Raw genomic sequence first — 11,662 nt, 5'->3', positions numbered from 1 at the left:
CTTCTGTGTTGCACTTCATTTTACAACAGGGCGATTAAATTTAATCGGAAAACACTAAAATTTTACAAAGAGAAACCAATCTACACTCTTGACGAAAACGATTTTTTAGGATAAAATAATAAACGTTGTGGCGGTATAGCCAAGTGGTAAGGCACGGCTCTGCAAAAGCTTGATCGTCGGTTCAAATCCGTCTACCGCCTTCCGTAACCTGATTTAACAGGAATTAACCGAATGAAAAGCCCGTAAAATCGGGCTTTTTTATTTTTTTGTTCGGTTAAATTAGGTCAAATATAATAAAATTGGTGGGTGAATTTGAGACAAACATTTTCAACAAGAGTTTATTTTTCATCAAAATAGCACAAAAAGTGAGCTAAACCAATAACTATAAAAATTGATTTCTAGCTCACTTTTTATTATAATTCAGCAATTTGGTTCAGATTTACTTCGGCAACTGTATCATTTCCGAATAGCGAAATAATCATTTTAACTTTGTTGTTGTCAATTTCGGTGATTTTACCCGTATAATCTGCAAAAGCTCCGTCAATAATCCGAACTGTATCGCCAACTTTCACATTGATGTCAAATTCTTGAACGGTTTGTCCCATTGAAATCAAGATTTGGCGGATTTCTTCTTCCAATAGTGGTGTTGGTTTGGAGCGGTTTCCGTGCGAGCCAACAAAGCCTGTTACGTTTGGTGTGTTCCGTACGACAAACCACGCTTCATCTGTCATCACCATTTCTACCAAGACGTAACCTGGGAAGCGATTTTCTTCAACTTCTTTGGTTTTTCCATTTTTCTCCACTTGTACCGTTTGCGTTGGGATTTCCACGCGCAAAATATTTTCCAACATATTATAGGTTTGTGCACGTTGTAAAAGATTTTCTTTTACTTTATTTTCATATCCTGAGTATGTCTGCAAGACAAACCAGCCTTTATCAAAACTGTCCATCGTTCTTCCTTTCCTAAATAAAAAAGCCTGAGGGCTTCGGTTTCTTTTCTAGCCCTATTATACCACAAAAATGGCAAATGCAATCTTTTTACTACCATTTTTATAATAAAAGCCTACTTGATAAAACAACAAGCAGGCTAAAAATTAAAAGATATTTAACAATCGTACCAAACCTCTTGTGACAAGTAAGTCGAAAAGATAAATAATGACGACAAAGAAAGCTGTATATTCCATGACTGAGATAAAATCTATCCAGCTTTGCTTTCTAGTTGGCCAAGTTGTATCTTTTAATACTTGAAATGTATCTTTAATGAATTTCACAACTTTCTCCTATCTAGTTTCTTTATGAATCGTATATTTACTGCAATGCTTACAATATTTATTTACTTCCAGACGTTTTGGTTTTGGCGTACTACTCAATTTGATTGAATAGTTTCTCGATCCACAAACCGTGCACGCCAGACTCGCTTTTTTTAGTGCCATAACGCCTCCATCTTGTTTATTATATCAGGAAAGCCCGTTTTTGACAAGTCTATTGGAACCAACTCTTAACCGTGTCCCAAAGATTCTGTGCTTTTTCAGGAATCTTAGCATCGTCAATTGCTTTCTTAGCTTGGTCAACTAAATTCTTGGCTTTATCTTGCACATCTTTCAAAATATCTGAATTATTGTTACTTTGATTTGCAGTATCATTTGTACCATTCGTATCAACCGGTGCAATGCCATTTTTTGCATAGGCATTTTCGTCACCAAACTTCGTACCATTTGTGTACGGTAGGATACTATTTGCCACACTTCGGAAAATAGCTGAAGCTTCATTGGCACTAGTGCCTGTCAGATAATGATTTTCATCAGTCTTTGGGAAACCTAGCCACTGACTAATCACCACATCTGGCGTGTAACCAATAACCCATTGATCTCCTGATAAATCTGGGTTAAAGTCAGTCTCTGTCGTTCCTGTCTTCCCAGCCATATCATAGCCGTAAGGAGCCGCATAAACACCCGTACCATTGGTAAATGTTCCCAGCATCATACTCGTCATTTTTTCTGTTGTTGAGCGGTTAAGCACTCGCGTTGAAGTTGATTTATGAGTTTTGACTACTTGTCCACTAGCATTTTCGATTTTGGTAATCAAATGAGCATCATTCATAACACCATTATTGGCAAAAGTCGAGTAGGCTTGTGCCATTTGTAGCGGATTGGTTGTTACGCCACTGCCGAGAGCCACCCCAAGAGTCTGATCCACTTTATCCATATTCAAGCCAAATTTTTTACCATATTCAAAAACTTTTTTCAGTCCCAATTCATTAGCAGCAGCAACCGCTGGAATATTTAAGGATTGCGCTAAAGCCTGATACATTGGCACAGTCGGACTGGATTGAATCCCACCATAGTTGTTCACGGTGTAATTTCCGTAAGTCGTTGTGCTATTGTCCAACTCTTTATTGATGGACCAACCTGCTGCAACTGCAGGGCTGTAAACCGCCAAGGGCTTAATAGTCGAGCCAGGGCTTCTTGAAGATTGTGTAGCATAGTTAAAACTTCTGAAATTGGCACTCGTACTATTGATTTGCCCGACAAGCGCGCGAACACCTCCAGTTTTAGGGTCAAGCGCTACACTACCCGATTGGGCTCTTGTCCCATCGGCTGCTTGCGGGAATAAATCTTCGCGATCATAGATGACTTGCATGCTAGCTTGGTAATTCTGATCTAGCTCCGTGTAAATACGATAGCCGTTATTAACAATATCGGCTTCTGTCAAACCATAATCTCGAACTGCTTCATTGATAACCGCATCAAAGTAAGACGGATAGCGATAATCTGCCGATTTTCCTGTGTAAGCATCTACCAATTGACTGCCCAAACCATTCGCTGCTGCCTGATTGGCTGTTGCTTGATTGATATAGCCAGCAGCTACCATATTTTGCAGAACGGTATTGCGCCGATTGGTTGCATTTTTGATAGAAGCAATGGGATTGTATAGCTCAGGTCCTTTAAGCATTCCTGCTAAGGTAGCTGCTTGATCTAGTGTCAGCTGGCTAGCAGATACGCCGAAATATTTTTTAGAAGCATCTTCTACTCCCCACACACCATTCCCGAAATAAGAATTATTGAGGTACATGGTGAGAATCTGATTTTTACTATATTTCTTGGTTAATTCCAAGGCGAGGAAAAATTCCTTTGCTTTCCGCTCAATGGTCTGATCCTGAGATAAGTAAGCATTTTTGGCTAATTGTTGTGTAATGGTAGAACCACCACCAGAACGTCCCGCTGTCAAAATCGCCATGATAAAACGACCGTAGTTAATCCCACTATTTTTATAAAAAGAACGGTCTTCTGTCGCAATGACAGCATGTTGTAAATTCGGGCTAATCTGGGACAATTCTACGTAAGTTCCCTTTTGCCCTGACAAACTTCCAGCTTTTTTGCCGTCCTTATCATAAATAGATGTCGTTGCTTTCAAAGCATTCTGCAAATCATTCACATTAGTGGATTTGGCAACATAAAAGAGATAACCTCCTGTCACCAAACCAAAACCAAGTCCCAAAATTAAGACAATCTTCGTCAGGTGATAGCGACGCCAAAATCGACGAAATGGGTGTTGAGAAATCGGCTTTTTCCGACTATTCCCAGATCGGCTCAAATGCAGCTCAGATTCTTCAACCTCTGCCACCTCTTGATGCTTGCGCTCAGGACTTTCCTTTTTAAAATGATTCACTACTATTTCAAATAACTCACTTAATTTTTTCATATCCTTATTCTATCACCTTCTCCATATCCAGACAAGAAAGGACCTCTTATCAAGCGTTTAGTTTAGAAAACTTTAAGAAATTATTTAATCTCGAGCTGCTTATTTTCAATCATCGGCTATTTTGTTACAATAACTATATGCAATTTACGATTACGATTCCACAAGGTTTACCAGAAATGACAGTCAAAGAGCTGCTGGAAGAACATTTTTTGATTCCACGAAAGATTCGCCATTTTCTACGCATTAAAAAACACGTCTTCGTCAACCATGAATCAATCAATTGGCAGAGTATTGTCCATCCACATGACGAAATTACGTTGATTTTTGACGAAGAAGATTATCCACAGAAATCCATTCTCATGGGAAATGCTAGCCTGGTGGAAGAACTATACCAAGATGAACACATCACCATCGTCAACAAACCCGAAGGTATGAAAACACATGCCAATGAACCAACGGAGCTGGCACTTTTAAATCATGTCTCTGCTTATGTTGGAAATACTTGCTATGTCGTTCATCGCTTAGACAAGGAAACAAGCGGAGCTGTTCTTTTTGCGAAGAATCCTTTTATCTTGCCAATTTTAAATCGATTGCTAGAAAACAAGGAAATTTCGCGCGAATATTGGGCTTTGGTACAAGGAGCATTTCCCAAAAAACGTCAAATCTATACAGATAAAATCGGGCGTGACCGTCACGATCGGCGAAAACGGCTAGTGGATAACAAAAATGGTCAATACGCTGAGACCCATATCTCAAAGCTAAAAGAATTTGAAAACAAGACGCTCGTCAGCTGTCAACTTAAAACTGGGCGAACTCATCAAATCCGTGTACACCTTGCTCATCATGGATACCCCATTATCGGCGATCCATTGTACAATCCGCAAAAAGCAAAGCGTCTCATGCTCCATGCTCATCGTTTAACTTTCACACATCCTTTTACGCTTGAAAAAATTAGTGTTGAAGTCAGCTCTCAAAGCTTTGAGAAAGGATTGATTTAAAAAATAATGGGAGTGGAACAGAACTAAAAATTTTCGATTTTTAGTTCGTGGTCCCACCCCCGCAAGGGTAATTATGTGCTCTTCCGAGCTGGAAAAGCGAACAGCTTTGATACTTGCTTCGCAAGTTTTATCTGCCACCTCAAAGCAGTGCTTTGAGCAATCATAGTGGCTTGCTGTGCAAGGCTGATTTCCCGCCTTCAACAATTCAGTGAATTGTTGAAGCTGCGTTATTCGTTTATTACTAATTCTAATAGAAGCTGGGACACTTTTTGCCCAGCCTCATTTTTTATGCAACATTAACAACCTTATAAATCGTTTTAGCCAGAGCAGCTTGATAATCTTCTGCACTGTATGCATGATTGGTGGTTACAGTCGCAACCTTTGTATCTAAATCAATTTGAACGTCCGATACACCTTCCAATTTTAGGAAGTGCTCGGTGACATGCTTCACGCAATTTTGGCAAGATATATTTTCTAAAGTAACAATTTGTTTCATGATGAACTCCTTTTATGATTCTATTTTAAAGCGCCGTAAACGCAGCGCATTGGTGACGACAGAAACCGAGCTAAAGCTCATGGCAAGACCGGCTAGCATAGGATTGAGCAGCGGACCGCCAAATACATATAAAAAACCCATTGCGATTGGTATTCCTAAGGTATTGTAGGCAAAAGCCCAGAAAAGATTTTCTTTGATATTTTTAATCGTAGCCTGACTGAGGCGAATGGCTGTCGCCACATCTAAAAGGTCGCTGTGCATCAAAACAATGTCGGCTGAGTCAATAGCCACATCTGTTCCAGAACCAATAGCAATCCCGACTTCAGCTTGCACCAGAGCAGGTGCATCATTGATTCCATCACCCACCATGGCAACCTTTTCCCCCTGCACTTGCAAATCCTTGACGACATCTGCTTTGCCGTCTGGAAATACTCCTGCAATCACTTGATCGACACCAGCTTCTCTTGCGATAGCTTGAGCTGTTTCCTCACGGTCCCCTGTCAACATCACAACCTCTAAGCCCATTTTTTGCAATTCAGCAATAGCTGCACGGCTATTTTTTTTGATTGGATCAGCAACTGCTACCAGCCCCACCAATTGTCTATCCAAAGCGACAAACATGGCCGTCTTTCCTTGATGAGATAAGGAAATCAAGTCAGAGATATGTTCTCCGAGCTCGACTTGGTATTGTCTCATCAAGCTTTCATTCCCGATTAAAATTTCTTGAGCTTTTACTTGAGCTATAATCCCTTTACCTGAGATTGCTTGGAAATCCGTTACCGGTGCCAAAGATACGACTTCATCTTGAGCGGCTTCCAAAATTGCTACCGCCAATGGATGTTCTGAATGTTGCTCACTACTTGCAAGCAAATGTAGCAATTCCTCCCGTGTGACATCACCAAAAGTCAACACATCCGTCAAACTTGGTTTCCCTTCGGTAATCGTACCTGTCTTATCCAGAACGACAACTTCTACCAAATGAGCCGCTTCAAGAGCCTGTCCCGACTTAATCAAGACGCCATTTTCAGCTCCTTTTCCTGTACCTACCATAATAGCCGTCGGAGTTGCTAGCCCAAGCGCGCAGGGACAAGCGATAACCAATACCGCAATAAAGATAGAAAGTGAGAATTGCAGGCTTTCTCCTGCCAGAAAGTACCACAACAGAGCTGCTAAAACTGCCAAGCCCAAGACAATTGGTACAAAGTAGAGCGAGATCTTATCTGCCATAGCCGCAATAGGCGCTTTCGAGCCTTGTGCCTCCTCTACCAAATGAACAATCTGAGCCAAGGTTGTGTCTGAACCAACTTTCGTTGCTTCATAGTCAATAGAACCCGTCTGATTCATAGTGGCACTCGTAATCACATCGCCCACATTTTTTTCGACAGGAACACTTTCCCCTGTCATCATAGACTCATCTACATAAGTTTGTCCAGAGATAACCACACCGTCAACTGGCGTACGCTCTCCCGGCTTAATCCGTACAATGTCTCCAACCTTGATGTCTTCTGTATCAATTGTGACGACTTCGCCATAACGAATAACCGTTGCTTGATTGGGCACCAAACTCATCAAACTTTGAATCGCTTGCGAAGTTCGTCCCTTGGCATTGGCTTCCAGATATTTCCCCAGTAAAACAAGAGTGATAATCACACCAACTGATTCAAAATACAACTGGTATACAAAAGTATGATGCCCCAGTAAAACTTGAACGACCGAGTACAAACTATACAGAAAGGCTGCACTCGTTCCTACAGCAATCAAACTATCCATGTTCGGATGCCGTTTTGCCAAATTCCGAAAACCACGTACATAAAAACCGCGACCAACCCAAATCGCTGGCAAAGTAAGGAAAAACTGCGCCAATACAAAGGCAATGGGATGCGTCATGTGACCTAAAAAGGAGGGCAACGGCAAACCAATCATGCTCCCCATTGAAATATAGAGGAGTGGCACGGTCGCTCCTGCCGCAAACCAAATCTGACGTGCCATTTTGCGCACGGTTTCTTCTTTCTCTGCAGCCTGTTTTTCATAATCCGACTGCTTTTGTTCCCCTTTTTCTACCGCTTGGTAACCTGCTTCTTTCACAGCCTCTAAGACTTGCTCGCTTGCAAATCCTTCTTTTGGAAAAACTGTCAATTTTTCCGTCGCCAAGTTCACCGTAGCTTCCTCAACCGTTGGAAGTTCCTTGACAACCATTTCAATGGTCATCGCGCAAGCTGCACAGGTCATGCCGAATAATTTATACTCTTTTTTGTCTTTTTCCATTTCTTACTCCGCCATTTTGGATTTATTCGTATCATCTTGACAATGCGCGCCACAAGTACATTGACCTGGTGGACAATTACATTGAACTCTTTTAGGAGCTTGTACCTGCTTTTCTTTTACAACATCTAGGATTCGAGACAAATCCGTTTGACTGAATTGATTGCTTTCTAGTATTGAAATCACTAAATCACCATGCTTGGTATTGCACATATTGTCAAGTAAGGTCCGCCAACTATTTTCCAAATGCTCATCTTCTAAGATCAGAGCATCATAGTAAAACTTGCCCTCAATCTTTTCCATTGAAATAAACTCTTTGGTCTTCAGGCGATTCAGCAAGGTTTTGACAGTAGCCGGTTTCCAATCGAAATCAGCTTCTAAACGCTCCACCACCTCAGTACTTCTGCTATGAGGATACGCCCACAAAACACGCATAACTTGCCATTCTGCCTGACTGATATTTTGTTGTTCCATTTTGTTTCATCTCTTCTCTGATTACAGTTGTAATTTTCAATTCTTTTATAGTTTACATCTGTAATCAGAATTTGTCAAGCAAAAAAATCGAGAAGATTTACTCAACTCGATTTTTCTCTTTCTGTATTGAAATTCATACCTTCATCAATGCGCAAGCATTTCTTGGGCGATTTCTTGTCCGCTTAATTTCGTTGGATAGTAAGTTGGCCAATTTTCCAATTCGTTAAAGAGGGCTTCTTGGCTTTCACCACCGTAGAAAATGTGGAAGTGTGCTGCTTTCGTTGGGGCGATATTATGGTCGCTAAATTGAACATATTTATACTTACCTGCGTCAGGGTCTGTCGCTTCAAACATGAAGCGCACGCCACGATTACCTTTCGAATACGTCAAAGTGTGTTTGCCGACATATTTGTAAGTATATTTCTTCTTTTGCCCGTTTACTACAAATTCCATGGTCTTATCTGTGATATTGATGTTAGACACATCTGTCTTATAGCCTTTTTCATAATAGGCTTTGTACTCAGCCGCTGTCATCTTACCACTCAATTTTGCCTTGTAATCAAAGACTTGGTCTAAAGTTCCGTCTTGCAAATATGGATAGACAGATTGCCATTGACCAGCGTAATCAGACAAAGTACGATCTTTAACAGCACTATCTTCAAAGTAACCGTTTTGAACGGTCTTCGTATTTTCTTCTTTTTCAGCAGAAATTTCAGCGCCCTCTTGGTCAGTTGTCTTCTTCAAGGCTTTCAAGTTTGATTGCATGATGGAAATGTAATCTGCTCCATCTTTTGTTTGCTTTTCAGTCAAACTTTCAAGCGGATTAAGGACATCTAACTTCACACCTGTTTCTTTTGCCAATGTAGAAGCCAATGCTTGAGAAGCATTTTCTTCAAAATAGATATACTTAATATTGTTTTTCTTAATATATTTTGCCAATTCAGCCAAACGCGCTGCTGAAGGCTCACTATCTGGTGAAAGCCCTGAAATAGGAACTTGTTTCAAACCATAATCCAATGCAAGATATCGAAAAGCAGCATGTTGCGTTACAAAACTTTTTTGTTTTGCATTTACTAAACCAGTTGTATATTCTTTATCCAGAGTTTCTAATTTCTTAATGTAGGCTGCTGCGTTTTTTTGGAAAGTCGCTTTCTTATCGGGATAGCGTTTACTTAAGCTGTCACGAATATTTTCCACCATTTTAATAGCACGTTTTGGTGATAACCATACATGAGGATCGTATTCATGATGATGTCCTTCTTTACCATGATCATGATCTCCTTCCTCTTCTGTACCAGGAAGTAGCAACATCTTCCCAGTCGCCTTCACCACATTCACTTTACCTTTTTTCAAGGTTTTAAGCAATTTTGGCACCCAAGTTTCCATGTTTTCATTTTCATAAACGAAAGTATCTGCATCTTGAATCGTTGCGACAGCCTTAGCAGAAGGCTCATATTCATGTGGTTCTGTCCCTGCACCGATTAGCAACTTAACATTGGCAGTATCGCCTGCCACTTGCTTGGTAAATTCATAAACTGGGTAAAATGTTGTGACAACATTTAATTTCCCATTTGCACTTTTTTGATTGGAACAAGCCACTAAAAAGATGCTCAGTAAACTTGCTACTAATAGACCAATTTTCTTCATTTCTTACTCCTATTTGATAAATTTTTTCAATAAATTTACTAGTAAAAATACGCCGACAAAAATAATCGTAATACTTGCACTGGCTGGCGTTTCTGCATAATATGAAATATACAATCCAGCAATCATACCTAAGAAGCCGATGACATTTGCCAACAAGATAACGGATTTAAAGTTCTTGCCCAACCGCAAAGCAATACTGGCTGGCAACACCATAATAGTCGATACCAGCAACGCACCTGCCGCTGGAATCATGAGGGCAATGGCAACACCTGTCACAATGTTAAACAGAATGGACATGGTGCGCACAGGCAAACCGTCCACAAAAGCTGTATCCTCATCAAAGGTCAAAATATACATTGGTCGAATGAAGAGGAAGGTTAATGCCAGCACGATTGCCGCAATGATAAAGAGTGAAATCACCTGCTCCGTACTAATCGTGACAATAGAGCCAAATAAATACTGATCCAAACTCATAGAACTGGAACTCTTGCCCCTACTCATAACAATCAGAGCAATGGCAAGTCCTGTTGACATCAGAATTGCTGTTCCGATTTCCATGAAATCCTTGTAGATTGTCCGCAGGTATTCTAAGAAGACTGCCGCAATGATAACAATCACTACCGTTGAAATCGTAGGTGAGATGCCTAGCACCAAGCCAAAAGCAACCCCCGAAAGCGACACGTGGCTGAGCGTATCACTCATCAAACTCTGACGCCGCAAAATTAAAAAAGTTCCTAACACAGGCGAGAACAGACTCATGGCAATTACGGCCAGAAAAGCCCGCTGCATAAAGTCGTAAGCTAATAAATTAAACATGGCTCACCTCCTCCTTGTCACTTTCGTGAACATTGAAGCACCGCCATGGCGAATCTTGATTTCGCACCAAATGAATATTGCGGTCCGCATATTTTCGGACTTCCTCCGGATCATGCGTAATCATCAGCACAGCCTTGCCATGCCGATGTGCACTATGGTGCATCAAATCATAAAATTCATCCTTGCTGCCAGCATCCATCCCCGTTGTCGGCTCATCCAAGACAAAAATATCCGGATCCGAAGCAAACATGCGCGCAATGACTGCCCGTTGCTTTTGCCCACCCGAAAGCGAGCCAATCCGCTTGTCTCGATGTTCCCACATGCCAACGGCGTCCAGACTGACCTTGATATGTTCTTCATCATGCGCATTCAAACGACGAAACCAGCCTTTACGTGGATACCGACCTGATTTAACAAATTCATAAACAGTACTGGGAAAACCTGCATTAAAACTAGCGATTTGCTGTGGCAGATAAGCAATCCGCAGCTTCTTGCCAGCTGTATTCGTCTTAGAAATCGTCACCTTACCAAATCGAGGCTGTAAAATACCAAGACTAGCCTTGATCAAGGTCGTTTTTGCTGCTCCATTTTCACCTGTCAAAGTCACAAACTCACCACTATCCACATAATAGTTAATATGCTCCAGCACAGGCTCCTTATCATAATAGAAGGACAAATCTTCAACTGTGATATATCTCATTTTCCGATTTCCCCCACTAAGGTTTCTAAGAATTGTTGAATAGTTGCTTGCTCATCAGAACTATATTGATTGGCAATTTTTTCGTAAATTTCCAATGTATGCTGATGATGATGATGATGCTCCGCAGCAACTGGCTTCGCTAATTCTGTCAACCGATAAAAAATAACACGCGCATCTTTCACATCTTTAAAAGGTTCCAACATCTTTTGCTTAATCAATGACTTGATGGCCTTTGTTACCGCTGCCTGGCTAACATTTAAGCGCTTCGCCAACTCTGAGTTTGTCAGCGACTCCTCAGACAGCAACATCAAAATATGCTCTTGAGTATTGGTCAATGGCATACCACTCGTGCAAGATCCAATCAAAATCTCATGTTGATTCTCGGATTTTAAAATGATTTCATTTAAAAAACGATCAATTTCATGTGCTAGCTGACCCATTTTTCTCCTTTTCTGATTAACCAGTTAATTCTTTACTAGTTAAGTATATCATAAAGAAAATAAAAGTCAAGTGAAAATTTCAGCGCCTTTTTCATAAGATAAATTGCAAGAATAAGTGCAACATTTA

12 protein-coding genes and 1 tRNA gene are annotated in these 11,662 nt (G+C 40.7%); 2 read left to right on the top strand and 11 right to left on the bottom strand.

Translation table 11 applies throughout. The features are described 5' to 3' along the window. Window positions 1-129: 129 nt before the first annotated feature. Window positions 130-200, top strand: a tRNA-Cys gene (locus HMPREF2984_RS04145). 213 nt (window positions 201-413) lie between these two features. Here the strand turns inward: HMPREF2984_RS04145 and nusG are convergent. From nusG to pbp2a, 4 genes are all read right to left on the bottom strand, one after another. Continuing rightward, on the bottom strand, window positions 414-950 hold the full coding sequence (nusG, locus tag HMPREF2984_RS04140; RefSeq protein WP_003040842.1) for a transcription termination/antitermination protein NusG: 537 nt from the start codon (window positions 948-950) through the stop codon (window positions 414-416). A gap of 144 nt (window positions 951-1,094) precedes the next feature. Then, window positions 1,095-1,271, bottom strand: coding sequence for a preprotein translocase subunit SecE (gene secE, locus HMPREF2984_RS04135; protein WP_049534599.1), 177 nt, complete (start codon window positions 1,269-1,271; stop codon window positions 1,095-1,097). Window positions 1,272-1,280: 9 nt separating this feature from the next. After that, a complete protein-coding gene (gene rpmG / locus HMPREF2984_RS09380; RefSeq protein ID WP_003074882.1) occupies window positions 1,281-1,433 on the bottom strand; it encodes a 50S ribosomal protein L33 in 153 nt (50 codons plus the stop codon). Between the two features lie 49 nt (window positions 1,434-1,482). Next, on the bottom strand, window positions 1,483-3,702 hold the full coding sequence (pbp2a, locus tag HMPREF2984_RS04130; protein WP_049534601.1) for a penicillin-binding protein PBP2A: 2,220 nt from the start codon (window positions 3,700-3,702) through the stop codon (window positions 1,483-1,485). Between the two features lie 137 nt (window positions 3,703-3,839). Here pbp2a and HMPREF2984_RS04125 point away from each other — a divergent pair, with 137 nt between their 5' ends. Continuing rightward, a complete protein-coding gene (locus HMPREF2984_RS04125; protein WP_003041056.1) occupies window positions 3,840-4,700 on the top strand; it encodes an RluA family pseudouridine synthase in 861 nt (286 codons plus the stop codon). 286 nt (window positions 4,701-4,986) lie between these two features. Here the strand turns inward: HMPREF2984_RS04125 and HMPREF2984_RS04120 are convergent, their stop codons facing one another. The 7 genes from HMPREF2984_RS04120 to HMPREF2984_RS04090 all read right to left on the bottom strand — a co-directional run bounded on the left by HMPREF2984_RS04120 (window position 4,987) and on the right by HMPREF2984_RS04090 (window position 11,535). Next, a complete protein-coding gene (locus tag HMPREF2984_RS04120; protein ID WP_003040978.1) occupies window positions 4,987-5,196 on the bottom strand; it encodes a heavy-metal-associated domain-containing protein in 210 nt (69 codons plus the stop codon). Between the two features lie 12 nt (window positions 5,197-5,208). After that, complete coding sequence (locus tag HMPREF2984_RS04115; protein WP_070670583.1) at window positions 5,209-7,461, bottom strand: heavy metal translocating P-type ATPase; 2,253 nt, start codon at window positions 7,459-7,461, stop codon at window positions 5,209-5,211. Window positions 7,462-7,464: 3 nt separating this feature from the next. Continuing rightward, on the bottom strand, window positions 7,465-7,932 hold the full coding sequence (locus HMPREF2984_RS04110; RefSeq protein WP_049534608.1) for a CopY/TcrY family copper transport repressor: 468 nt from the start codon (window positions 7,930-7,932) through the stop codon (window positions 7,465-7,467). Between the two features lie 144 nt (window positions 7,933-8,076). Further along, window positions 8,077-9,579: a zinc ABC transporter substrate-binding protein AdcA gene (locus tag HMPREF2984_RS04105; RefSeq protein ID WP_070670581.1), complete on the bottom strand. Its 1,503-nt coding sequence runs from the start codon at window positions 9,577-9,579 to the stop codon at window positions 8,077-8,079. A 9-nt stretch (window positions 9,580-9,588) separates the two neighbouring features. Next, complete coding sequence (locus HMPREF2984_RS04100; protein WP_003028598.1) at window positions 9,589-10,395, bottom strand: metal ABC transporter permease; 807 nt, start codon at window positions 10,393-10,395, stop codon at window positions 9,589-9,591. Next, window positions 10,388-11,095, bottom strand: a complete 708-nt coding sequence (locus tag HMPREF2984_RS04095) for a metal ABC transporter ATP-binding protein (protein WP_049534612.1) — start codon at window positions 11,093-11,095, stop codon at window positions 10,388-10,390. The genes HMPREF2984_RS04100 and HMPREF2984_RS04095 overlap by 8 nt, the downstream gene beginning before the upstream one ends. After that, on the bottom strand, window positions 11,092-11,535 hold the full coding sequence (locus HMPREF2984_RS04090; protein WP_049534613.1) for a zinc-dependent MarR family transcriptional regulator: 444 nt from the start codon (window positions 11,533-11,535) through the stop codon (window positions 11,092-11,094). The genes HMPREF2984_RS04095 and HMPREF2984_RS04090 overlap by 4 nt, the downstream gene beginning before the upstream one ends. Window positions 11,536-11,662: the final 127 nt, after the last annotated feature.

The organism is Streptococcus sp. HMSC066E07 (assembly GCF_001814695.1).
Taxonomy (GTDB): Bacteria; Bacillota; Bacilli; order Lactobacillales; family Streptococcaceae; genus Streptococcus; species Streptococcus hominis.
This window is presented reverse-complemented; position numbering and strand designations above follow the sequence as displayed.

What these genes read in the sequence shown, in the direction of transcription:
- nusG (WP_003040842.1), bottom strand. Translation starts at nt 950, where the DNA reads ATGGACAGTTTTGATAAAGGCTGGTTTGTCTTGCAGACATACTCAGGA.
- rpmG (WP_003074882.1), bottom strand. Translation starts at nt 1,433, where the DNA reads ATGGCACTAAAAAAAGCGAGTCTGGCGTGCACGGTTTGTGGATCGAGA.
- pbp2a (WP_049534601.1), bottom strand. Translation starts at nt 3,702, where the DNA reads ATGAAAAAATTAAGTGAGTTATTTGAAATAGTAGTGAATCATTTTAAA.
- HMPREF2984_RS04125 (WP_003041056.1), top strand. Translation starts at nt 3,840, where the DNA reads ATGCAATTTACGATTACGATTCCACAAGGTTTACCAGAAATGACAGTC.
- HMPREF2984_RS04120 (WP_003040978.1), bottom strand. Translation starts at nt 5,196, where the DNA reads ATGAAACAAATTGTTACTTTAGAAAATATATCTTGCCAAAATTGCGTG.
- HMPREF2984_RS04115 (WP_070670583.1), bottom strand. Translation starts at nt 7,461, where the DNA reads ATGGAAAAAGACAAAAAAGAGTATAAATTATTCGGCATGACCTGTGCA.
- HMPREF2984_RS04110 (WP_049534608.1), bottom strand. Translation starts at nt 7,932, where the DNA reads ATGGAACAACAAAATATCAGTCAGGCAGAATGGCAAGTTATGCGTGTT.
- HMPREF2984_RS04105 (WP_070670581.1), bottom strand. Translation starts at nt 9,579, where the DNA reads ATGAAGAAAATTGGTCTATTAGTAGCAAGTTTACTGAGCATCTTTTTA.
- HMPREF2984_RS04100 (WP_003028598.1), bottom strand. Translation starts at nt 10,395, where the DNA reads ATGTTTAATTTATTAGCTTACGACTTTATGCAGCGGGCTTTTCTGGCC.
- HMPREF2984_RS04095 (WP_049534612.1), bottom strand. Translation starts at nt 11,095, where the DNA reads ATGAGATATATCACAGTTGAAGATTTGTCCTTCTATTATGATAAGGAG.
- HMPREF2984_RS04090 (WP_049534613.1), bottom strand. Translation starts at nt 11,535, where the DNA reads ATGGGTCAGCTAGCACATGAAATTGATCGTTTTTTAAATGAAATCATT.